Origin of the sequence: Streptomyces sp. NPDC048441, assembly GCF_043200235.1 — a bacterium.
Taxonomy (GTDB): Bacteria; Actinomycetota; Actinomycetes; order Streptomycetales; family Streptomycetaceae; genus Streptomyces.
On the sequence record NZ_JBICXM010000001.1, the window covers coordinates 642,573 to 664,589 of the forward strand.

Consider the following 22,017-nt stretch of genomic DNA (forward strand, 5'->3'; position numbering starts at 1 on the left):
GGGGGCATTACGCGGCCTCCGCTTCCGTCAGCTGGGAGAGCACGATCTCCCGGTAGGTCTCATTGCTCTCCATCAGCTCGTGATGGCGTCCTGTCCCCACGACCCGGCCCTCGTCGAGGACGATGATGCGGTCGGCGTCCCTGATCGTCGACACACGCTGGGCGACGATCACGACCGTCGCCTCGGCGGTCTCGCGGCCGAGCGCGGCACGCAGGGCGGCGTCCGTCGCGTAGTCGAGGGCCGAGAAGGAGTCGTCGAAGAGATAGATGCCGGGGCGCTGCACCAGCGTCCGCGCGATGGACAGACGCTGGCGCTGCCCGCCGGAGACGTTCGTGCCGCCCTGCGAGATGGGCGCGCCGAGGCCCTCTTCGAGGCCTTCGACGAAGCCCTTGGCCTGGGCGACATCGAGCGCGTGCCAGAGCTCGTCGTCGGTCGCGTCCGGGTTTCCGTAGCGCAGGTTGGTGGCGACCGTGCCCGCGAAGAGGTACGGCTTCTGCGGCACCAGGCTCACGCTCTTCGCGAGCAGTACGGGATCGATGGTGCCCACGTCCACGCCGCCGACGAGGACCTGCCCCTCGGTGGTGTCCATGAGCCGCGGTACGAGGCTGAGCAGCGTCGACTTCCCGCTGCCGGTCGAGCCGATCACGGCGGTCGTCTCGCCGGGGCGCGCGACCAGGGCGACGGCCTTCAGGACGGGCTCCTCGGCACCGGGGTAACGGAAGCCGACGTCGCGAAGCTCCAGATGGCCGTGGCTGCGCAGCTCCCGCACGGGAGAGGCCGGGGGCACCACGCTGCTCTCGGTGTCCAGGACCTCCTCGATGCGCTCGGCGCAGACCTCGGCGCGCGGCACCATCATGAACATGAAGGTGGCCATCATCACGGACATCACGATCTGCATCAGATAGGCGAGGAACGCGGTGAGCGCCCCGATCTGCATACCGCCGCTGTCGATGCGGTGCGCGCCGAACCACACGACGGCGATCGAGGAGATGTTCACGACGGTCATGACGATCGGGAACATCAGCGCGAGCAGCTTGCCGGTGCCGAGCGACACATCGGTCAGCTCGGCGTTGGCGCCGCGGAAGCGCTCCTTCTCGTACTCGTCCCGCACGAAGGCGCGGATGACGCGGTTGCCGGTGATCTGCTCACGCAGTACGCGGTTCACGGTGTCCAGGCGCACCTGCATGGTGCGGAACAGCGGCCGGAGGCGCTTCACGATCAGGCTCACGCAGATCGCGAGGACGGGCACGACGGCGACCAGGACGCCGGACAGCTTCACGTCGAGACCCAGGGCCATGACGATGCCGCCGACGCACATGATCGGCGCCGACACCATGAGCGTGAACGACATCAGGACCAGCATCTGCACCTGCTGGACGTCGTTCGTGGTCCTCGTGATCAGGGACGGCGCCCCGAACTGGCCCAACTCCCGTGCGGAGAACGACTGCACGCGGTTGAAGACGGCCGCCCGCACATCACGCCCGAGAGCGGACGCGGTGCGTGCGCCGTAGAAGACGGCGCCGACGTTGCAGACCATCTGGGCGACGGTGACGGCGATCATGATGCCGCCGAACGACAGGATGTAGCCCGTGTCCCCCTTCACGACGCCCTCGTCGATGATGTCGGCGTTGAGCGTGGGCAGATAGAGCGAGGCGCAGGTCTGCAGGAACTGCAGCAGCACCAGCAGGGCGATGGGCTTCTTGTACGGGCCCAAGTGGGCCCGCAGGAGTCGTATGAGCACGCTCGGTCTCTCGGAAAGTGGCGGCAAGGGATCGGCGAAGGGGGGCGAGGTCGACCCCATACTCCGACATCGCACCCACCCGTGCGCAACCGATTAAGTCATTACCCGGTAAAAAAATGGTCCGAGTAAATAACTCGCCACACCGAAGGGCCAGCGGTCAAGGGCCAGCCGTCGAAGGCCAGCCGTCGAAGGTCAGCCGTCGAAGGTCAGCCGTCAAGAGCCCCGGGATGTGCCTGCTCCCGCACGGTCCGGTACTGCTGCCGCACCGCCTGCCCCACCGCGAGCTCCTCGCCCGGCTCGAAGACCTGCGCCGACGCCCCCTGCCAGTTCGGCAGCTGACCGCTCAGCGCCCAGGCCGCCTGCCGCGCCGCACCGATCGCCGCGTAGTCCGCGGGCTGCGGCACCACGACCTGCGTACCGAACAGCATCGGCGCCGCGGCCTGCACGGCGGGCAGCTCGGCCGCCGCACCGAGCAGGAAGACCCGGCGTACGTCCACACCGCGCCCGCGCAGCACGTCGAGCGCGTCCCCGAGTCCGCACAGCATCCCCTCGAAGGCGGCCCGCGCCAGATGCTCGGGCCGCATCGACTCACGCCGCAGCCCCGTCAAGGTGCCCGCCGCGTGCGGCAGATTGGGCGTCTTCTCGCCCTCCAGATACGGCAGAAGTACGAGCCCGTGCGCACCGGGTGTCGACTTCATGGCCAGTTCGGAGAGTGCGTCGAGGTCGGCCACCCCGAGCAGCTCGGCGGCACCGCGCAACACACGCACCGCGTTCAGCGTGTGCACCACCGGCAGATGCATCCCGGTGGCGTCCGCGAGCGAGGTGATCGTGCCACTCGGATCGACGAGCGCCTCATGATGCACGGCCATCACGGACCCCGAGGCCCCCAACGACACGACCGCGTCGCCCTGTTGGACCCCGAGCCCGAACGCCGCCGCCATCGTCTCGCCGGTCCCGGCGGAGATGAGCAGCCCCTCGGGCGTCGTCCCGGCCGCCTCCGCGGGCCCGATGACCTCGGGCAGCATCGCCTGGTGCCCGAGCGCGAGCTCGACGAGATCGGGGCGGTACGCATTGCCCGCCGCCGACCAGTACCCCGTCCCGGAGGCCCCGCCCCGGTCGGTAGTGCGGCGGGCGGGCCGCCCGAGCAGCTGCCACACCAGCCAGTCGTGCGCCTGCATGAGGGAGGCGACGCGCTGCGCGGCCTCCGGCTCCGCCTTCGCGAGCCAGCGCAGCTTCGTCACGGGCTGCGCGGCCTGCGGGACGCATCCGACGGCCTGCGCCCAGGCCTCGCGGCTGCCGAGTCCGTCGATCAGATCGGCGGCGGCGACCTGCGCACGCCGGTCGTTGCCGACGAGCGCGGGCCGCACGGTGTTGCCGTGCTGGTCCAGGGGGACGACCGCGTTCTGCTGCGCGGATACGCCGATGGCCTGCACACCTTCGAGCAGCCCGCCGCCCGCGGCCTCGCCGAGCGAGAGCAGCCAGGCCTGCGGATCGACGTCCGACGGCCGGCCGCCTCCCTCGGGGGCCTCCGTCGGATGCGGGGCATAACCCTGCTTGAGTACGGCGCCCGTGTCCGCGTCACAGACCACGATGCGCGTGAAATCGGGCGAACTGTCCAACCCTGCGACTATCCCCATGCTGGGAATTCTGCCGCACCGCGCGACGTGTGCCGTACCGCCTACGTATTACTGGTGCCCCAGTCGTCCCCGGCACCGCCCGGCCCACCCTGCCCGCGCTCGCGCAGGGACCGCACCCGGTCGGCCACCGAATCGGGAACCCGGTCGCCCACTTTCTCGGACACCGAGTGGAAGGCCTTGCCCGCCACGTCGCGGCCCTGCTGGGTCGCAGACTCGACTGTGTTGCGCACGGCCGGGTTCTGCGAGAACTCGCGGGCGGACTTCTTCAGCTGCTCGTAGCGCTCGCGTCCGGCCCGGGTACCGAGCACGTACCCGATGGCCAGTCCCGCGACGAATGTGAGCCGGTAGCGCATGGCTGCCACCCTTCTCTTGCGTCGGCGTCGCTCGTCTGTCGCTCGTCTACTGCTTCGCGGTCGGCGGTGGGGGGATACCGATTGGCGGAGCACCCCCCTGCTTGCGCTAATGTATGTGTCGCAGCGACCGCCCGCCGCCTGGAGAGTTCCCAGCTAGGTGCGTTCGATGCAACGAGACGATCCCCTGTAGCTCAATTGGCAGAGCAGCCGGCTGTTAACCGGCAGGTTACTGGTTCGAGTCCAGTCGGGGGAGCTCGGTCTCCTGTAGCTCAATTGGCAGAGCAGCCGGCTGTTAACCGGCAGGTTACTGGTTCGAGTCCAGTCGGGAGAGCTGTGGAGAAGGGCCCCTGAGATTGCCCTCAGGGGCCCTTTTTCGTGCCTGGTGGAACCATGCGGGCAGCACTGCGGTCCTCATGGTCGAGCGATGCCGACCATCCGAAGCAGGAGATCGTATGAGCGGCTATGCTGCGGCAGACGGCGCGCACAAATGTGCGCGACGCGCCGTTAGGGGCGGTAGCTCAGCCGGTTAGAGCAGCGGACTCATAATCCGTCGGCCGTGGGTTCGAGTCCCACCCGCCCCACCATGCCTATCCGGCGCAGAACCGTTTCTACCTGCGGAAACGTTGGAACGGGAGCCGCCGCGCTGGTGCGGCGACCCCCTGCATCCGTTCGGGCCAAGATCCAGGGGACACCTCAGGGGACGCAGGGTTCTCCACATGTTGGTGATGTACCTTGGTTATGTACATCATGGACTCGTGGATGGGGTGGTCGGCATGTCCGTTACCCAGATCGATCTCGACGATGAGGCGCTGGCCGAGGCGATGCGGCTGATGGGTGCTCCCACAAAGAAGGAGACCGTCAACGGGGCTCTGCGGGACTACGTCGCTCGCTTCAAGCGGCTTGAGGCTGCGGAGAAGCTGGCCACGCGGGGCGAGCAGGGCGAGTTCGAGGCCGCGGCGGCGGCGCACGACGCAGCCAAGCGCGCGCGGCGGACAGCCTTCGAGTGATCACGTACCTGCTCGACACATCGGCGCTGTGGCATCTGTTCAGGACGCCGGGGGCGCTGCGTCCTTGGGAAGGGCACATCGCTGCTGGCGTGTTCCATATCTGCGAGCCCACGAGGGCGGAGTTCCTGTACTCGGCCACGAGCTCAGCTCACCGTGACGAGCTGACGGAGGAACTGGACGCGTTGTGCCAGCTCTCTCCGGTACCAAAGAACGCCTGGCGCTGGGTCGACACAGCGCAGTACAAGCTCACTCAACAGGGGCAGCATCGCGCGGCGGGCCCTATTGATCTCCTGGTGTGTGCGACGGCGGCTCACCACGGGCATGTCGTGCTCCACATGGACAACGACTTCGCTGCCGTGGCGGCAGTTCTCAAGGATGTTCAACAGCGGGATGTCCGAGCCTGACGGGACTCGCTCGGCTGGACGATCTGGGCCGTCGCATCGCTGCGTGTGCAGCCATAACGTCATGGCTGTCGGCTGCGCGGTGACGTCCGGCGGCGTGGACCGCTCACGGCGGTGACGGGGCAGCCCCTGGGCGAGGCCGCCTCCGGGGCGGCCGATGCCGTGCCGGCGAACGGCGTTCAGTGGACGTGCCGCGACGCGTGCGACTGGACCCTCAGCCGTACGTCCGCCGCCAGGATGCGTGGTGCGACCGCGGCGCGCGCTTCTGTGACGACATGTCGTGACAGGTCGCGCAGCACGGTCTCCGGCGAGGCGTCGGGCGCCAGTGTCACCGTCATCTGCGCCCGTAGGCGCCGGGGTCTGCCGAGCAGCCGTACGCGCACGCGGGCCACGCCGTCGACGGTTCGGGCCCGCTCGGTCATCGCGGAGGCCAGCGCCGACACCGTGAGGGTGACATCGGGCCGCCCCAGGGGGAGTTCGCGAAGGCGGCCCGAGCGGATCTGCAGGACGGCCCACGCGACGAGGAGCAGCAGGCCGATCGAGAGGCCGCCGATCACGGCGGCGGGCCACCAGTCGTGAGCGCGCCAGCGGCTCAGCGCCGCCGCGTCCAGCCACACCCGGTCGGTGCCCAAACGGGGCCATCGCGCCGGCCAGTGGCGCGGCGGGGTCGCCGAGGCGAGTGCGGCGCCCGAGGCGAGCAGTGCCGCCGCACCGCAGAAGAGGGCCACGCGGTTCGTGCCCTGCCGGAGTCGGCTCATTGGTCCACGCTCCCCGCCGGTTCCGGTGCGCGCCACGTCGGTTCGGTATCGAGCCGGATCCGCAGCCGCGGTGGCCTCGCCGTCCCGAAGCGGGCGACAGCCGTGCGCGCCGCCTCGGTCACGGCCTGGTGGGCCGCGTCACGCTCGCCGAACCCGAGGTGGACGTGCACGCGGGCCGTGCGCCGGCGGACCCGGACCTGTGTCCGGCTGATTCCGGGTACGTCGACCACCACATCCCGCAACAGGGCGGCGGCCGCCCGGCGTTCGAGCACCGCGTGGACACCGGCCGCGGGCGGCGTCATCGCGAGGAGTCCGTGTCGCCCGGGGGCCAGGGCCAGGACCAGCAGCCCTACTCCGAGTATGAACACCCCGGCCGCGAGCGCCGCGCCAGGAGCGTTGCTGACGGCCGGGCCGTGCGCTGACAGCCAGCCCACCAGCTCGACGCGCCAGCGTGCCGGGGGGTGCCCGGCGGCGTGCACGGACAGCACGTCGTACAGAAGAGTCCCGCATGCCGCGGCAGCGAGCAGGGTGAGCAGCGCGACCGGCAGCCGCCGTTCGGACCAGGGGCGGCGAGCGGTGCCGGGGGCTACCGGGGCGGCCGCCTCAGTCGGGGCCTCGTCGGTGCCCGGCGTGCCAGAGTCCGGCTGGGCGACCGCCTGCCGGGTCAGTCCTCGCACGCGGATCCGCGGCGCGGGCACCGTCAGGCCGGTGAGCCGGGCGGTGCGGTCGGCGACGTGCGTGCGCACGCTCTCGCCCGCCTCGTCGAGCCGACCCGGATAGGACAGCGTGACGTCGACGGCGACGCGGGCCCGGCGGCCGTGGACCGCCGCCGAGGCGCCGGACATGCGCACCGCGCCGTCCAGCGCCTCCGTGGCCGCGCGTTCGGCGATACGGCGTACGGCACGGTCGGCGATCGTCGTCGTACCCCGTTCCTTCGCGGGCGTGCTCATCGCCGCTCCCGGTCACGGCCGCCGAGGAACTCCCTTATGTCCGTACCGTCGTCGATGAGCCGGCCCACGACGAACCCGACCGCTCCGAGCGCGGCCACCACGAGGAACGCGCCGAACCCGCCGAACCACCCGGCGAATCCCAGGGCCATGCCCGCCATCAGGCCGGTCAGGGCTGTGCTCACCATTCACCTCACATTGCGCAGAAGGACAGAGGACGGCAGAAGGACAGAGGACGGCAGAAGGGCATCGGGGCTGTGCGAATGCCGATGCAGCTGCTACTCCACACGGGTCTCGCCCTCGGAGTCCGTGGTGTCGTCGTCGGGCAGTCGTACGTCGTTGACGGCGACGTTGACCTCGACGACCTCAAGGCCGGTGATGCGTTCCACGGCGGCGATGACGTTCTCGCGCACGTCGTGGGCGACGTCCGTGATCGGTACTCCGTACTCGACGACGATGTCCAGATCGATCGCCGTCTGGCGTTCGCCGACCTCGACCTTCACGCCCCGCCCGACATTGGGACGGCCGCCCGGAACGCGGTCCCGCACGGCGCCGATCGTGCGGGACAGGCCGCCGCCCATGTCGTACACACCGGGAATCTCGCGCGCCGCCATGCCCGCGATCTTCACGACCACGACATCGGCGATGGACGTCTTGCCGCGCGTGGCCGCGGGCTCGGCGGCGCCGGTCGCGCCGGAGACGGTGGTGGCTCCGGGCGCGTTCTTCTGCACGTTCGGAATGGAGGCCCCGGCAGTGGCGGATGCCGTCGTCTTCGAAGTCGTCTCCTGAGTCGTCATGCTGACGTCTCCCTACTTGTCGCGGTCGTCTGGGCTTTGCGGTTGTCCTTCATCCGTTTCGACCCGGCGACCGCGCGTCCGTTACGCGCCTCGCGGAAATTTCTCCGCCGGGCGGATAGCGTGCCCGCGCCGCGTAACGCGGACAGCCGCGGTGTGTCGTACGAGTACGACCGAAGTGAGAGGAGCCGCGTGTGCCGGGGGACCGGGGCAGTGTGCAGGAGGAGACGGACGCGTCCTCGCGGCGTGCGGACCAGCTGCTGACGGTCCGGGCCGCGGAGGGTGACGAGGAGGCGTTCGAGGCGCTGGTGCACCGGCACGCGCCCATGGCCCTGCGGCTGGCCACACGGCTGCTCGGCAACCGCACGGAGGCCGAGGACGCCGTACAGGAGTCGTTCGTGAGCGCCTGGCGCAAGCTGCCGGAATTCCGCGGCGATGCGCTGTTCGGCACCTGGGTCCACCGGATCGTCACCAACCGGTGCCTCAATGTGCTGCGCGCACGGCAGCCGCAGCCCGTCGTGGACCTGGAGAGCGTTCCGGAGCCGGAGGCCCCCGACCATCAGACGTCGCCCGCGCGGGTGGCGGAGGCGCACGCCGCGGTCGAGGAGCTGGCGCAGGCCATGGAGGGACTCTCGCCGGAACAACGGGTGTGCTGGGTGCTCCGTGAGCTCCAGGGGGTGCCCTACGAGTCCATTGCCGAGACGGTCGGCATCAGCCCCGAGGCGGCCCGCGGCCGTGTCTTCCGGGCGCGGCGCTATCTGACGGAGGCGATGGCCGCATGGCGATGAACGAAGGTGACCACAGCGCGACGTCGGCTCACGCCGGGGAGCGGGACGACGAACTCCTGGCCTGTGGCCGGGAGTTGTCGCAGGTATGGGAGCGGTGGGAGGCCGGTGAGCGTGACGCGCACGCCGACGGCTGCCCGCACTGCGCCGACGCCCTGACCGCCCTTCGGTCACTCGGGGAGGTGGTGGCCGAGGCGCGTCGATCGGAGCCGCCGGAGCAGGATCCGGACAGCGCCGGTCTCACCAGCCGGATCATGGACGTGGTGCGGCTCGAACTGCGGCCCGGCCGTACGCTGCCGCTGGGTGAGGCGGAGGACGACGTCTGGATCGTGGAGGCCGCGGCAGCCAGGGCGTTCCGCGCGGCCGCGGAGACCGTGCCAGGAGTGCGGGCGGGCAGCTGCAAGGTCGAGACCGACCCTCCGGGGACGCCGCGTGGCCCGGCCAGGGTCCGCATCGAAGTGCAGGTGCCCCTCTCGTGGGACCTGCCGGAGGCGGCGGAACTGGTCCGCCGCAAGGTGCGCGATGCGGCGGACGCCGAGCTCGGCATGCGGGTCGTGTCGATCGACGTACGGATCGCCGACATCATCGACGACGGAGAGGAAGGGCCCCAGTGATGGCGGAACAACGCACGCCCCGTGCCCTGGCCGACGCCGTCCGCGTGGCGGTCCTGCGGACGCCCGGCGTGGCCTTCATGCGTCCGGGCCTCGCCGAACTGCTTCGCTCCTCCCTGCCGTTGAGGTCCGCACGCGCCGCGGGCACGGCCCGCGATCCGTCGGAGAGCCCCTCGGGCGTACGGGTGTACCGGGCCAGAGGGACCGAGGAGTGGACGGTCGAGGTGGAGATCGTGCTGTTCCGTAGTCACCGGGCCCTGGATGTGGGCAGGCAAGTGCGGGCGGTCGCGGCGGACGCATTCCAGAGGGAGACGGGACGGCAGAACCCGCCCGAGGTCGTCGTCACCGTGACCGGGCGGGTGTGATGCGGGGGCTCATGACTCGTGGAACAGCCGCCCGGTCACGGCCCGTTCGAGTACGTCGACGGGGTCGGCCTCGGCGCCCCGGCGGAAGGCCAGCTCGAACCTCTGGTCGCCGACCCCCGCGCGGGCTCGGCGCCGGCATTCCTCGCGGACGTCGCGCAGTTCGGGTGTGCCGTGCTGGGGGTGTCCCACGGAGCGCCAGTAGGTGTGGCCGGTGCCGGACACCAGGGCGGCCGTCTCGCAATGGCCCTGGGCGGCCGCCGCGGCGGCCAGCAGGTCCATGCCCAGCGCGATCCCGAAGCTGTCGCCGAGGCGGCGCTTGCCCTCCAGCATGGCGCGGGAATGCTCGGCGGCCTGATCCGGGCGGTTCGCGGCCAGTGAGATCAGGGCGAGCTGATAGTCGGCGTAGGAACGGGTCCAGCACTCGCCGCGAGCCGCGCATTCCGTCCGCAGTGCTCCGGCCTTGGCCGCCGCCTCGTCGAGTCGGCCGAGCGCGGTGAGGGCGAACGCCTTGACCAGGTGGCAGCGCAGCGCGGCTGCTGAGCTGAAGACGGGTCCAGGGGCCTGCCGCAGGGCGGCGTCGACGACCGATCCGGCGTCGTGGGGCTCGCCGTTCAGGAGGTGGGTGATGCCGCGCAGGTAGGCCGCGGCGAGCCGCCCCTCGGTGTCGCCGGTGTGCTCGACGTCCCGCGCGCAGCGACTGCCGATCCGTGCCGCCTCGGCGTGCTCGCCCTGCAACAGCACGACGACGCCCAGCGCCCACTGGGCCTTCGCGCGCTCCGGGCCGGGGGAGGGGCACAGCAGCAGGGTCTGTTCCAAGTAGGCGCGGGCCTCCCGCAGGTGTCCGCAGCAACTCCAGAAGAAGCCGACCAGGCCGGCGAGTTCCACGGCACGCCGGGGGTCGGAGCCTGCGAGATGGTCAAGGGCCGCGCACAGATCGGTGTGCGCGGCGGCGATCCTCCGGTACCAGCCCACTTGTCCGGGCCCGGCCCACCCCCGGTCGGCCGCGCGGGCGAGGGCGAGGAAGTGCCCGGCGTGCCGCGTCGCCACCGACTCCCGTTCGCCGAGCTCTCCGAGCCACATCCACCCGTAGTTGCGCACGGTGTCCAGCAGGCGGTACCGCCCGGCAGCGTCCTGGCCGATGACCGACTTGGCCTTCAGCCCCGCCAGTGCGGCGCCGACGCCGTTGGCGGACAGCGGACCGCCAGAGCAGATGTCGCGCGCGGAGCTCTCGTCGAAGGTGCCGCGGAACACGGAGAGCCTGGCCCACAGCAACCGTTCCAGGGGAGCGCACAGTTCGTGGCTCCAGCCGATGGCGGTCCGCAGCGAACGGTGCCGCAGGGGCCACACCGGCGTGGCCGCGGTCAGCGGCTCGCTCCAGGAGCGCAGCCGGTCGGCCAGTTCACGGGGCGTGTGGTTCCTCAACTGCGCGGATGCCAGCTCGATGGCGAGCGGCAGGCCGTCGAGCAGCCGGCAGATCTCCTCGATCTCCCGGTCCTGCGCGGCACTTCGTACAGCCATGGCCGGTGCGGCGGCGACCGCCCGTTCGTGGAACAGGGCGAGGGCCTCGCTCTCGTACGGAAGTGGCGCGACGTCGATGACGGTTTCCTGGGGCAGGCCGAAGGGCTCCCGGCTCGTGGCAAGGACCGTCAACCGGGGGCAGGCGCCGAGGAGTTCGACGACCATGCTTCGGCACGCGGGCAGCAGATGCTCGCAGGAGTCGAGGACGAGCAGCGCGTGGCGGTCGGACAGCCAGGCGCACAGGGAGTCCAGGGGCGTGGTGGGTGTGTGGTCGGCGAAGCCCGCCGCGTCCGCGACCGTGGCGATCAGCAGCCGATCGTCCGGCAGTGTGCCGAGGTCGGCCCAGCACACCTCGCCGAGCAGCCCCGATTCCCGTTCGTCCAGCTGATGCAGGGTGTGCACGGCCAGCCGGGTCTTGCCCACTCCCGCCACCCCGTCGAGCGTGACCAGGCGCTGTCTCGTCAGGGCCGAGGCGAGCCGGGAGCGGTGTGCCGCGCGCCCCACGAAGCGGTTGATCTCGTACGGAAGGTTGCCTGGCATCCGGACAGTCTTCCCCGCCCGGTGGCCGCGCACGGCGATCTGCCATGAAGTGCCGTCTTCCGGTGCCCGCCGCCCTCCGTTCAGGCGCGGCCGCGGGCCCTTCGGAAGCGGGCCAGGCCATCCGCGAGGCCGACGATCGCGTCCGGATAGCCGCGGGCGGCGCGGTCCGGTCCGGTCAGTTGCCCGGGGTCGTGCAGGGCAGATGGGTCGAGCCCGCGGAGCTCCGGCACCCAGCGCCGGACGTAGTGGCCGTCGGGGTCGTACCGCTTGGCCTGGGCGACGGGCTTGAGGACCCGGTTGGGGCGGCTGTCCGTGCCGGTGCCCGCCATCCACTGCCAGTTGAGCTGGTTGTCGGCGATGTCACCGTCGACGAGCAGGGACAGGAAGTACCGGGCGCCGGCACGCCAGTTGACGTACAGCGTCTTGGTGAGGAAGCTCGCGGTGAGCAGTCGGCCGCGGTTGTGCATCCAGCCCTCGTACAGGAGTTGGCGCATCGCGGCGTCGATCACCGGGTATCCGGTACGGCCTTCCCGCCACGCCACGATGTCCTCGCGGGCCTCCCTCTCCTCCCGCCACGCGTCGTGCCGGGGGCGGTAGTCGGCCGACGCCGCGTCCGGGCGGGCTGCCAGGACCTGGTGATGGAAGTCGCGCCAGGCCAGTTGACGTACGAACGCCGCGGGTCCCGCACCCTCCTGGGCACGCGCGCGATGGACGAGCTCGGTGGCGGACAGCGAGCCGAAGTGGAGGTGCGGGGAGAGACGTGAGGTGGCGTCGCCGGGCAGATCGTCGTGATGCTCGGCGTAGCCGGAAATCCCGGTGCGCAGCCAGGCGTTGAACTGTCGGCGGCCCGCGCTCTCGCCGCCGCGGGTCAGGCCCGGCGACACGCCGTGGACGTCCCGGCGCGCGGGCAGCGCCTCCGAGCCCACGCCGTCGGGCACTCGCACGGCGCGCGGAGCGGCAAGCGGCCGCCGCGTCGCCTGCTGCGACCAGTGCCGGAAGTATGGGGTGAAGACCGCGAAGTGGTCGCGGGAGGCAGGGGTCACCGCGCCCGGCGCGACCGCCGTCCCGACCGCCTCGTGGACGGACAGTCGGCAGCCGGCGGCCTCCATGGCGCGGCGTAGCCGGTCCTCGCGGCGGTGCGCGTATCCGCTGTGCCCGGCCGCCATGTGGACCGCGTCGGCGCCGGTCTCGGCGACGACCTTGCCGACCTCGTCGACGAGGTCCCCGGAGCGCAGGATCAGCCGCCCGCCCCGCGCGCGCAGGCCCGCCTCGAGGTCGGCCAGGCAGTCCGCGAGGAACGCGAGACGGTTGGGTACGGCGAATCCGGCGGCGTCGACGCCGCGGTCCCGGACGAACAGCGGCACCACCGCGTCCGAGCCGTCCAGCGCGGCGCGCAGCGGCGGATGGTCGTGGATCCGCAGGTCCGAGGTGAACAGGACGACCGAGACGGTCATGACGCGGCTCCAGGAAGGCGGGAGGTGCTTCGTACGGGACCAACGAGCCGGGGCGTCCCGGGGCAGCGCGTCCCGGCCGGTTTCAGCCCTTTGACATCAGGGCCATGCCGATGATGAACGTGTTGGCAAGGCCGAAGCGAGGGCGCAAGCGGACCGGGTGACTGGTACTTGCCCTGCCACATCCTCGGCAGCATGGCAGTCCGAACGGATGGGTCAGGCGGGGAACTTCAGCAGGGCCACCGGCGTCGCGGTGGGCCGGCCGGAACCTTCGGCGGGTTCGACCGTGATGCCCATGCCAGTCGCCTGGCCGGGCGCATGGGTCTGTGGTCGTCGAACCACAGTTGGTAGATCTTGCCGCGCGGGGGTGCGGGCAGGTTCGTGGCCAGGATCGCGGCCTGGTTGCGGCTGTCGGACACCACCAGGCCGCCCGCCGCGGTGAGCCAGGCGAATGTTCCGGCCTTGGGGACCATCCGTACAGCCGTTGGCGCTAAGCACTTGATCTTGGCCGTCTAGCCAGGCGATCGGGCCCCTGCGGGGGTTCGGCGGAAGGTCCTTGATCAGTGGTGGGGCGTGGCTACCGTGCGCCGCATGCCGGTGGAATTTTTGACTGATGAGCAGGCTGAGGCGTACGGGAAGTTTGCCGAGGAGCCGACGAGACCCGAGTTGGAACGCTTCTTCTTCCTTGATGACGAGGACCGGAAGCTGATCGCGAGGCGGCGCGGCGACCACAACCGGCTTGGGTTCGCGCTCCAGATGTGCACAGTCCGCTACGTGGGGTTGTTCCTGGAGGACCCCTTGGCCGTGCCGTGGCCGGTCATCGAGCACCTGGCCGAGCAACTGGAGGTCGAGGATGTCTCCTGCGTGAAGGAGTACACCGAGCGGTTGAAGACGGCGTACGAGCACGCGTGGGAGATCCGCGACGCGTACGGCTACCACCCGTACGAGGACCACGATCGGGGCCGGAAGTTCCGGGCGTTCCTGCACGGGCGGGCGTGGACGACGCACGCCGAGGGGCCGAAGGCTTTGTTCGACCATGCGGTGGGCTGGCTGCGCAAGAACCGGGTGCTGCTGCCGGGGGCGAGTGTGCTGGCCCGGCAGGTCGCCGAGGTCCGCACCATCGCGGACACGCGGCTGCACACTACGGTCGTCAAGGAGGTCCGGCGGGCGGATGCGGCGCTGCCCGGGGACCTGGTGGCCACGTTGAAGACGCCGGAGGGCAAGCGGTATTCGGAGCTGGAGCGGATGCGCCGGCCGCCGACGCGGACCACGGGTACCGCGATGAAGGGCGCCTTGCAGCGGGTTGAGGACATCGCAGGCTTCCAGCTGGGGCGCGTGAAGCTGGACAAGATCCCGCCGAACCGGCTCTCGGCGCTGGCCCGGTACGGGCTGGGGACCAAGGCGCCGAAGCTGGAACGGACGTCGGAGCCCAAGCGCACCGCGATGCTCACCGCGGTGATGCGGCATCTGTAGGCGAAGGCGATCGACGACGCGCTGGACCTGTTTGAGATCCTCATGGCCACCCGGCTGATCTCCACGGCGAAGCGGTCCACCGACAAGCAGCGGCTCTCGACGCTGCCGCAGTTGGAGAAGTCCTCACGGCTGGTGGCGAGGGCGGCGAAGGTGTTCATCGAGGAGCTGGAGCTCGTCGAGGAGACCGGCTGTGATGTGGACGTGAAGGCGCTGTGGAAGGCGTTGGAGGAGGTCGCGCCCCGGGCGGCGCTGTCCAGTGCGGCCGCCACGGTGGTGAGCCTGGTGCCAGAGGGTGACGACGCGGCCGAGAGCGCACTGCGCGGGGCGCTGGCGCTGCGCTACAACACCGTCAAGCCGTTCCTGGCCCTGCTGGGCGAGACCTCCGCGCTGGGCTCGGCAACCCACGGCAAGCGCATCCTGACCGGGGTGAAGCGGCTCCCGGCGCTGTCGCGGCGGAAGGTGAGCGAGAAGCCGCTGCTGCCCCGGGAGATCGACGACAAGCTGGTGCCGCCGCACTGGCGCAAGGCGGTGTACGCGAACAGCGAGCTGCCGGAGGGGGCCGTCGACCGCGACGCGTATGTGGTGTGCGTGCTGGAGCAGCTCTTTGGCGCGCTGAGGCGCCGGGACATCTTCGCCTCGCCCTCGCACCGCTGGTCCGACCCGCGCGCCCGGCTGCTTCAGGGCAAGCGCTGGGAGGCGGTGCGCGAGGACGTCCTGATCGGCTTGAGCCTGACCGAGGACGCCGAGGAGCACCTCAAGGAACTCATCGAGGTGCTGGATGCGACGTGGAGGCAGATGGCCGAGCGGCTGTCGGAGGCCGGCGCAGACGCGAAGATCAGCATTGAGGTGCAGCCCAATGGGCGGGCGAAGCTGAATGTGGAGAAGCTCCACGCGCTCAGCGAGCCGAAGTCGCTGGAGTGGCTGCGCAAGCGGGTCGAGAAGATACTCCCGAAGATCGACCTGCCGGACCTGCTGTTCGAGGTGCACGGCTGGACCGGATTCCTGGACGCCTTCGTGCACCTGGGCGACGGCAGGACCCGCATGGAGGACCTCACCACCTCGATGGTCGCGCTGCTGGTGAGCGAGGCGTGCAACATCGCATGACCCCGGTCATCAACCCGAACTACGAGGCGCTGACTCGCTCCCGGCTGGTCCACGTCGACCAGTACTACCTGCGCGCGGACACCATCGCGCGGCGAACGCCGCCCTGATCGAGGCCCAGGTGAAGGTGCCGGTCGTCAAGTTCTGGGGCCAGGGGCTGCTCGCCTCCGTCGACGGCCTGCGCTTCGTCGTCCCTGTCCGCAGCATCAGCACGGCCCCGAGCCCCAAGTACTTCGCGAAGAAGAAGGGCATCACCTGGCTGAATGCGATCAATGACCAGGTGATCGGCATCGGGCAGATGGTCGTGCCCGGTACGCCGCGCGACTCCCTGTTCATCCTGGACGCCTTGTTGAACCTGGACGGCGGGGTGAAGCCGGAGATGGTCGCCACCGACAACGCCTCCTACTCCGACATGGTGTTCGGCATCTTCAAGATGCTCGGCTACCGCTTCTCCCCGCGCTTCAAGGACCTCGAAGACCAGCGGTTCTGGAAGGCCCAGATGCCCGACGCCGAGCCCGCCGACGGGTACGGGCTGCTGGAGGCCATCGCCCGGAACAAGGTGAACGTGAAGAAGATCCTCACCGCCTGGCCGGACATGCTCAAGGTGGCCGGCTCCCAGGTCACCAACCAGGTGCGCGCCTACGACCTGCTGCGGATGTTCGGCGGCAAGGACCGCCCGAACCCGCTGGGGGCCGCGTTCGCCGAGTACGGGCGGATCGCCAAGACCCTGCACCTGCTCGCCGTCGTCGACCCCATGGACGACACCTACCGACGCCGGATGCACAAGCAGCTCACCGTCCAGGAATCCCGCCACAAGCTCGCCCGCGACATCTGCCACGGCAAGAAGGGCACCATCCACCAGGCATACCGGGACGGGATGGAAGATCAGTTGGGCTCACTGGGCCTTGTTCTCAATGCGGTCGTGCTCTGGACGACGAGGTACATCGACGCCGCCGTCGCCCAGCTCCGCGCCGAGGGCCACGACATCAGCGACGCGGACGTCGCCCGGCTGTCCCCGCTCAAGCACAAGAACCTCAACGTCCTGGGCCGCTACACCTTTACCGCCTCCCAGCCGGCCAACGGACTGCGCCCGCTGCGCGACCCGGACGCACCCGACCTCGATGACGACGAGGACGGTGCGGAGGACTGAGCCGCGGGTAGTGCCGACGTCATCCGTCCGAGGGGATCGGGGAACCGTGGGCCACGAACCACTGCACGCCGGTCGCTGTCTGGTGGACGTGGTGGCCGTGACCGGGCGGCAGCGTGCACGACCGGTCGGGGTTTCCGTCGTACGGGGCGCCGCAGATACGGATCGGCGGAACCTCGCCGGGCTCGTCCTCTGCGTACAGGTGCTTGCCCCCAATCGGCGAGGGTGTCCACGGCCTTGGGGCACAGCGGTACAGCGGTTAACGCCAAGCCGTTGACCTGGCTTTTTGATCCTGCCCACGCTGGCGGCGAGCAGGGTGAAGCCCTCGCTGGTCGTGAAGGCCGACGGGGGCTTCGCGCGCTCGGTCAGTGTCTGTGCGCGATCTCTGTCCTGGTCGGTTCCTGGGCTGCCGTGTGGCCTAGCTGTTGGGTGCGTTGATGCTGAACTGGTCGATCGGTGTGTCGTAGTTGGTGAGACCGTCGAAGAAGCACCCTCTGGCTTGCTTGTGCCAGTCCTCGTCGGTGATCTTGCCGTTGGCGCGTGTGCCGCCCGAGAACAGGTCGCTGAAGGTCATCCCTTCCAGGAAGAGGGAACGCCCATCGATGTAGAGCATCCAGCGTTCGCTCTTGTCGACAGTTCCGTCGTTCCAGGTGATGTCCACGAAGGCTTCGCCCCGTCCACGCACTCCGTCTGTCTCGCAGGAAGTAGACCTGAAAGGGCCCCCTACGATCTGGAAGGTGCCGCCGGTGATGTCCGGACGGGCGGCGGAGGAGCAGGTGCCCAGGTCGCCAGAGCCTCCGAGTTCTACCTCCTTCTTCACGAGGGCTTCGAGGCCGGGATTGAACTTCACGTTGAGAGAACCGCCCTGGCAGACGACGCTGGCGGCCTCATCCGGCGCCGCGGTCGCGCTCTGGCTGAGGGGGACGAGAGCAATGACAGCGGCGGCGGAGACAGCCGCTGACATGAGAGGACTACGCACGTGGGGCCTCGTTTCACTTCTGAGAGAGGGCGGACACCAGAAGCGAACCGCTATCTCCCGCCCTCTGCCCGCGCCGTGCCCGCAACCACCCGCAAACACCACCCGAAAGTGACCGGGGCGTCCGCAGATGATCAAGACGCACTCATCGTTGCTGAATGCTTGCCGTCCACCGGCTGCGTCCGCTCCTCGCCTTGAACGAGTGCTTCGCACAAACGGTCATCTGTGAGAGTTCTGCGACAGCCCCCGCAGTGATCACGTCTCCACAGGTCGTCGTTCGCAAAAGTCCTCTCGAAACTCGCACGTTGTGCGAGGCACTTCTGAGAGAATTCCCGCATGGATCTCGCGCCCGATCAGGCAGCAATCGCGGTAGAACGTCACAGCTGCCCGAACTGTGACGCGCCCGCCGGCAGCGCCTGCCGCACCCGCGGCGGGAAGACCGCCGCGAAGTACCACCCCCCCCGCTTCGTCCTCGTCCCCGCGCTCCGCGAGGAACTGGAGATCCCCGTCCCCGCCGACCGGCACCCGGGCCGCACGTGGAAGCAGGGCCCGGCACTCGCCGTCATGCCCGCGCCCCGCGCCGAGCGCCCGGTCCGCATCGGGTACGCGAGGACGTCGACCGCCCGGCAGGAGCTGGCGAGCCAGCTCGAAGCCCTCCACCGCGCGGAGTGCCACAAGGTCTTCAAGGAACAGATCAGCACCCGGGTCAAAGTGCGGCCCGAGCTGGAGAAGGCGCTCGCGCTGGCCCACCAGTTCAAGGAGGCCGCCCCGGAGACGCCCGTCATCCTCACCGTCCACGAACTCAAGCGTCTGGCGAGGAACGCGGCCGAGCTGATGACGTTGTCCGCCGAACGCCAGGCCGGCGGCATCCAGCTCGAACTCCTCACCGGACCACTCACCGGCATCTACGACCCCAACGGCATGGGCGCCATGTTCTTCGCCGTCCTCGCCGTCGTCGGGCAGATCGAACGCAACTACATCCGGGAGAAGACCCTCGAAGGTCAGGTCATCGCCGCGTCCAAGGGCAACCACGGTGGCCGCCCGAAGGTCGTCGACGACGACATGCTCACCTTCGCCGTCGCGCTCAAGGACAAGGGCGTCCCCGTCCCCGACATCGCGAAGAAGCTCACCATCAAAGTCGGCAAGAACGCGGGCAAGTCACCCTCGGTCGCCTCGCTCTACCGGGCCCTCGCGGAAGCCGAGGAAGCCGCGGCGGACGACGGCCTGCCCCTGCGGCCCAAGCCCGTCCGCATCCGCCAGCCCGGAGAACCGCTCACCGCCGAGGAGATCGCCCTTCGCGAACGGCTCCAGTCCCAGCCCCACCCGAACCCCGAGCTGCGATAGGCCCGGCCCCACCTCAAGTTCGTGATCACCGGCTTAGCGCCAACGGCTGTACGGATGGTCCCCAAGGCCGTGTTCCGACAGATTCACGCGGCACAGAATCGCCGACGACACGATCCGTGAACGCTAGACCGCATGAGAACAGCGGGCCTTACGGCAATCGATGTGCAACAAAGCTTCTCTGTTTCTGTCTTGCCGGAGGAACACCCTTATGAGCGACCTTTCATTGACTGGCGGGCGCGGTTCGGGGCGATGAGGTGTGCGGGCGCGCGGATGGCACGGGCACAGTGATCAGCTCGATATGCAGGTGCGGTCTGTGGTGTCATTCTTGACACCACAGCCCGCACCTGCGCTGGTGAGCTGCCCCTACTTGGGTGGCATGAGGACGCTGTCGATGATGTGCACCGTCGCGTTGGCCGTCTGGATGTTGCCGCAGACGATGTTCGCCGTGTCATTGACCTTGTAGGACTCGTGAGATCCGTCGGTGGTGAGCTTGCTGCCCTCAAGGGTCTTGAAGGAACCCATCGACAGCTGGCTCGGCGCGATCTTCTCGCCGACCACGTGGTACGTGAGGATCTTGGTGAGCTGGTCCTTGTCGGCGAGGACCTTGTCCAGGTCGGCCTTCGGGATCTTCTTGAAGGCGTCATTGGACGGGGCGAAGACGGTGACGTCCTTCGCGTTGTTGAGCGTGTCGACCAGGCCCGCCTTCTTGACCGCGGTCACCAGTGTCGACAGCTCCGGATTGTTGGACGCAGCCGTGGCGACCGGGTCCTCGGCCATGCCGTCGAGGCTGCCGGCCCCCTCTTTGGGCACCGACGAACACGCAGGTCCGAAGGTCTCGTGGTCGTCCGCGTGAGCGGCCGGCGCGAGGAGCCCAAGGGATACGGGCAGGGCGATCGCCGCGGCTGAGACGGCGGCAGTGCGGATCATGCTCCGGGTGGTCATGATCAGTTCCTCCTCTGGACGAGGCGGGGTTCCCGAGAGAACCCCAGACCCCCCTTGGATGCGTGTCGACAGAGGCAGCGGAAGACTCGTTCCCCGAAGAGATTCCGGGAGGCCGACTCATCTCGTTCACACTGGGAATTCGAAGCGGATCCCGAGCCGGATTGGTTCTTCTGCAGGAATCTTCTATTTGAATCCTCATGTGTTTGGCGCGAGTTGCCAAGACCGAGCGGCGTCGGGTAACTGCGCCGCATGCATTGGGCATGTCCCCTTGAATGCGCGTCTTATCGCCTACAGCATGGGCGGGCCGGTGAGGAGAGTGCCAGCTATAACCCAAGCGTCGCCGGTCACAACTGAGCGTAGGCGGGCCTGTTCACATCGGCGGGAAATGCTACTACCGCTTAATGGTGTGGTGTCACGCTGCCGGGAAGGTTTACAAGTTCTGAAATGGGCGAGAAACGGAATTCCTCGGGGCGGCGGCGTGCGTGGCGGGCCCTTTTGCTGGGTGCGCTGAGCGGACTGCTGACCGGATATGCGGCTCTGACCGTCGCCGAGCTGGTCTCGGCCGCGCTCCGTCCTGAGGCGAGCCCGGTGGTGGCCGTGGGCGGCGCCGCCATCGACCGCACCCCGATCGCGCTCAAAGACTGGGCGATCCGGCACTTCGGAACCAACGACAAGCTCATTCTCCAGCTCGGCATTCTGGGCGTACTGGCTCTCCTTGCCGTCGTCTTGGGCGTCGTCGCGGCCCGCTATCGCCGCGTCGGATCGGCCGGAGTCCTGCTGTTCGGTGTGATCGGCGCGCTGGCCGCCACCAGCCGTCCGGACTCCACCAGCTTCACGGATGCCCTGCCGTCCGTGGTCGGCGCTCTGGTGGGCGCCTGCCTGTTGTGGTGGCTCGCCGGCCGGCTACAGGCCAAGCCCGCCGACGTGCCAGGCAGCGACCACCCCCAGGCCAGTTGGGACCGGCGCGGATTCATCACGGCGGCGACAGCGGCCGCCGTGGCCTCTACGGGGGTTGGCCTGCTGGGCCGCTCACTGAACGGCTCACAGGGCGAGAACGCCGTCGCCTCGCGCAAGGACATCACACTGCCCGCCCCCGCCTCGCGGGCGAAACCAACCCCGGCCAACGCCCAGGTGCGGGTTCCCGGGACCAGCGCGTTCACCACCTCCAACAAAGACTTCTACCGCGTCGACACCGCCCTGGTCGTACCGAAGGTGGACGCCACGACATGGCGGCTCCGGATCCACGGCAAGGGAGTCACCCACCCGGTCACCCTCTCCTTCGACGACCTGCTGCGCCGGCCGCTCATCGAACGCACCATCACCCTGACCTGCGTGTCGAACGAGGTTGGTGGCCCCTACATCGGCAATGCCCGCTGGATCGGCGTCCGCCTGGCGGACCTGCTCGCCGAGAGCGGCGTCAAGCCACCCTCGAAGGGCGGCCCCGCGGACCAGTTGGTGGCCCGCTCGGTCGACGGCATGACGATCGGCACCCCGGTCGACGACATCATGGACGGCCGGGACTCGATGCTGGCCCTCGGGATGAACGGGCAGCCGCTGCCGTTCACGCACGGGTTCCCCGTAAGAATGCTGGTCCCCGGCTTGTATGGCTACGTCTCGGCCTGCAAGTGGATCCAGGACATCGAGCTCACCACGTTCGATGACTACGACTCGTACTGGGTCAAGCGGGACTGGGCGCAGAAGGCGCCGATCAAGACGCAGTCCCGCATCGACACTCCCAAGTCGTTCGCCACTCCCAAGGCCGGAACGGTGATGATCGCCGGGGTGGCCTGGGCGCAGCATCGAGGGGTCGACAAGGTCGAGGTCCGCGTCGACGACGGGCCGTGGGAGGACGCCACTCTCGCGGCGGAGGACACCCGTGACACCTGGCGCCAGTGGTCCTACCCGTGGAAGGCGACCCCGGGGCGGCACGACCTGACGGTGCGCGCGACCGACCGTACCGGCGAGACCCAGACGGAGAAACGCACCGGCACCGTTCCGGACGGCGCGAGCGGCCGGCACTCAGTGGTGGTCACCGTCGACTGACGCCGACGCGTAGCCGCCGCAGGGGCACGACGAGGAGGTCGTGGAACCTCACGCCGGGTGCGTCCTGGACTCACGCGCCGCCG

General features: G+C 69.5%; 19 protein-coding genes, 3 tRNA genes and 1 pseudogene. 11 read left to right on the forward strand and 12 right to left on the reverse strand.

All coding sequences use genetic code 11. From position 1 onward, the window contains the following. Nucleotides 1–7 precede the first annotated feature (7 nt). From ACGFSB_RS02840 to ACGFSB_RS02850, 3 genes are all read right to left on the reverse strand, one after another. On the reverse strand, nucleotides 8–1,741 hold the full coding sequence (locus tag ACGFSB_RS02840) for an ABC transporter ATP-binding protein (RefSeq protein WP_393393027.1): 1,734 nt from the start codon (nucleotides 1,739–1,741) through the stop codon (nucleotides 8–10). 206 nt (nucleotides 1,742–1,947) lie between these two features. Beyond that, complete coding sequence (locus ACGFSB_RS02845) at nucleotides 1,948–3,378, reverse strand: FGGY-family carbohydrate kinase (protein ID WP_393393030.1); 1,431 nt, start codon at nucleotides 3,376–3,378, stop codon at nucleotides 1,948–1,950. A gap of 41 nt (nucleotides 3,379–3,419) precedes the next feature. Beyond that, on the reverse strand, nucleotides 3,420–3,740 hold the full coding sequence (locus tag ACGFSB_RS02850; RefSeq protein WP_393393033.1) for a YtxH domain-containing protein: 321 nt from the start codon (nucleotides 3,738–3,740) through the stop codon (nucleotides 3,420–3,422). A gap of 171 nt (nucleotides 3,741–3,911) precedes the next feature. Between ACGFSB_RS02850 and ACGFSB_RS02855 the strand changes: the two genes are divergently transcribed. The 5 genes from ACGFSB_RS02855 (at nucleotide 3,912) to ACGFSB_RS02875 (ending at nucleotide 5,142) form a co-directional block, all read left to right on the forward strand. Next, a tRNA-Asn gene (locus ACGFSB_RS02855) sits at nucleotides 3,912–3,984 on the forward strand. Between the two features lie 5 nt (nucleotides 3,985–3,989). Beyond that, nucleotides 3,990–4,062 (forward strand) — tRNA-Asn (locus tag ACGFSB_RS02860). 176 nt (nucleotides 4,063–4,238) lie between these two features. Further along, nucleotides 4,239–4,315 (forward strand) — tRNA-Ile (locus ACGFSB_RS02865). Between the two features lie 189 nt (nucleotides 4,316–4,504). Further along, nucleotides 4,505–4,738, forward strand: coding sequence for a type II toxin-antitoxin system VapB family antitoxin (locus ACGFSB_RS02870; RefSeq protein WP_393393036.1), 234 nt, complete (start codon nucleotides 4,505–4,507; stop codon nucleotides 4,736–4,738). Next, complete coding sequence (locus ACGFSB_RS02875; protein ID WP_393393038.1) at nucleotides 4,735–5,142, forward strand: PIN domain nuclease; 408 nt, start codon at nucleotides 4,735–4,737, stop codon at nucleotides 5,140–5,142. Before ACGFSB_RS02870 ends, ACGFSB_RS02875 begins: the two co-directional genes overlap by 4 nt. A gap of 176 nt (nucleotides 5,143–5,318) precedes the next feature. Here ACGFSB_RS02875 and ACGFSB_RS02880 read toward each other — a convergent pair whose 3' ends face one another. The 4 genes from ACGFSB_RS02880 to ACGFSB_RS02895 all read right to left on the reverse strand — a co-directional run bounded on the left by ACGFSB_RS02880 (nucleotide 5,319) and on the right by ACGFSB_RS02895 (nucleotide 7,641). After that, a complete protein-coding gene (locus tag ACGFSB_RS02880) occupies nucleotides 5,319–5,897 on the reverse strand; it encodes a hypothetical protein (RefSeq protein ID WP_393393041.1) in 579 nt (192 codons plus the stop codon). Beyond that, on the reverse strand, nucleotides 5,894–6,847 hold the full coding sequence (locus tag ACGFSB_RS02885) for a DUF6286 domain-containing protein (protein ID WP_393393044.1): 954 nt from the start codon (nucleotides 6,845–6,847) through the stop codon (nucleotides 5,894–5,896). Before ACGFSB_RS02885 ends, ACGFSB_RS02880 begins: the two co-directional genes overlap by 4 nt. After that, nucleotides 6,844–7,029: a hypothetical protein gene (locus ACGFSB_RS02890; RefSeq protein ID WP_393393795.1), complete on the reverse strand. Its 186-nt coding sequence runs from the start codon at nucleotides 7,027–7,029 to the stop codon at nucleotides 6,844–6,846. The genes ACGFSB_RS02885 and ACGFSB_RS02890 overlap by 4 nt, the downstream gene beginning before the upstream one ends. 93 nt (nucleotides 7,030–7,122) lie before the next feature. After that, entirely contained in the window at nucleotides 7,123–7,641 is a 519-nt protein-coding gene (locus tag ACGFSB_RS02895; protein ID WP_393393046.1) for an Asp23/Gls24 family envelope stress response protein, read from the reverse strand. Between the two features lie 212 nt (nucleotides 7,642–7,853). Here ACGFSB_RS02895 and ACGFSB_RS02900 point away from each other — a divergent pair, with 212 nt between their 5' ends. Genes ACGFSB_RS02900 through ACGFSB_RS02910 form a run of 3 tightly spaced genes read left to right on the forward strand, consistent with a single transcriptional unit; the run spans nucleotide 7,854 to nucleotide 9,399 of the window. After that, nucleotides 7,854–8,426, forward strand: a complete 573-nt coding sequence (locus tag ACGFSB_RS02900; protein WP_393393798.1) for an RNA polymerase sigma factor — start codon at nucleotides 7,854–7,856, stop codon at nucleotides 8,424–8,426. After that, nucleotides 8,417–9,037 (forward strand): Asp23/Gls24 family envelope stress response protein, encoded by a 621-nt coding sequence (locus ACGFSB_RS02905; protein WP_393393049.1) that lies wholly within the window; start codon nucleotides 8,417–8,419, stop codon nucleotides 9,035–9,037. The genes ACGFSB_RS02900 and ACGFSB_RS02905 overlap by 10 nt, the downstream gene beginning before the upstream one ends. Further along, nucleotides 9,037–9,399, forward strand: a complete 363-nt coding sequence (locus tag ACGFSB_RS02910) for an Asp23/Gls24 family envelope stress response protein (protein WP_393393051.1) — start codon at nucleotides 9,037–9,039, stop codon at nucleotides 9,397–9,399. Before ACGFSB_RS02905 ends, ACGFSB_RS02910 begins: the two co-directional genes overlap by 1 nt. Nucleotides 9,400–9,408: 9 nt before the next feature. Here ACGFSB_RS02910 and ACGFSB_RS02915 read toward each other — a convergent pair whose 3' ends face one another. The 3 genes from ACGFSB_RS02915 to ACGFSB_RS02925 all read right to left on the reverse strand — a co-directional run bounded on the left by ACGFSB_RS02915 (nucleotide 9,409) and on the right by ACGFSB_RS02925 (nucleotide 13,381). Beyond that, on the reverse strand, nucleotides 9,409–11,457 hold the full coding sequence (locus ACGFSB_RS02915) for an ATP-binding protein (protein ID WP_393393054.1): 2,049 nt from the start codon (nucleotides 11,455–11,457) through the stop codon (nucleotides 9,409–9,411). An 80-nt stretch (nucleotides 11,458–11,537) separates the two neighbouring features. Then, a complete protein-coding gene (locus ACGFSB_RS02920) occupies nucleotides 11,538–12,911 on the reverse strand; it encodes a cryptochrome/photolyase family protein (RefSeq protein ID WP_393393057.1) in 1,374 nt (457 codons plus the stop codon). Between the two features lie 227 nt (nucleotides 12,912–13,138). Next, the gene (locus ACGFSB_RS02925; protein WP_393393060.1) at nucleotides 13,139–13,381 is read right to left on the reverse strand and encodes an anti-sigma factor domain-containing protein; all 243 of its coding nucleotides are present in this window, start codon (nucleotides 13,379–13,381) and stop codon (nucleotides 13,139–13,141) included. Between the two features lie 118 nt (nucleotides 13,382–13,499). Between ACGFSB_RS02925 and ACGFSB_RS02930 the strand changes: the two are divergent. After that, nucleotides 13,500–16,632: pseudogene (locus ACGFSB_RS02930) on the forward strand (Tn3 family transposase). A 415-nt stretch (nucleotides 16,633–17,047) separates the two neighbouring features. Here ACGFSB_RS02930 and ACGFSB_RS02935 read toward each other — a convergent pair. Next, nucleotides 17,048–17,593, reverse strand: a complete 546-nt coding sequence (locus ACGFSB_RS02935; protein ID WP_393393062.1) for a hypothetical protein — start codon at nucleotides 17,591–17,593, stop codon at nucleotides 17,048–17,050. A gap of 348 nt (nucleotides 17,594–17,941) precedes the next feature. On the opposite strand from ACGFSB_RS02935, the gene ACGFSB_RS02940 reads away from it, so the two are divergent. Then, the gene (locus ACGFSB_RS02940) at nucleotides 17,942–18,949 is read left to right on the forward strand and encodes a recombinase family protein (RefSeq protein ID WP_393393064.1); all 1,008 of its coding nucleotides are present in this window, start codon (nucleotides 17,942–17,944) and stop codon (nucleotides 18,947–18,949) included. Nucleotides 18,950–19,312: 363 nt separating this feature from the next. On the opposite strand, the gene ACGFSB_RS02945 is transcribed toward ACGFSB_RS02940, so the two are convergent. Continuing rightward, on the reverse strand, nucleotides 19,313–19,891 hold the full coding sequence (locus tag ACGFSB_RS02945) for a fasciclin domain-containing protein (protein ID WP_393393067.1): 579 nt from the start codon (nucleotides 19,889–19,891) through the stop codon (nucleotides 19,313–19,315). Between the two features lie 444 nt (nucleotides 19,892–20,335). On the opposite strand from ACGFSB_RS02945, the gene ACGFSB_RS02950 reads away from it, so the two are divergent. Continuing rightward, on the forward strand, nucleotides 20,336–21,934 hold the full coding sequence (locus ACGFSB_RS02950) for a sulfite oxidase (RefSeq protein WP_393393070.1): 1,599 nt from the start codon (nucleotides 20,336–20,338) through the stop codon (nucleotides 21,932–21,934). The last annotated feature ends 83 nt before the right edge of the window (nucleotides 21,935–22,017 follow it).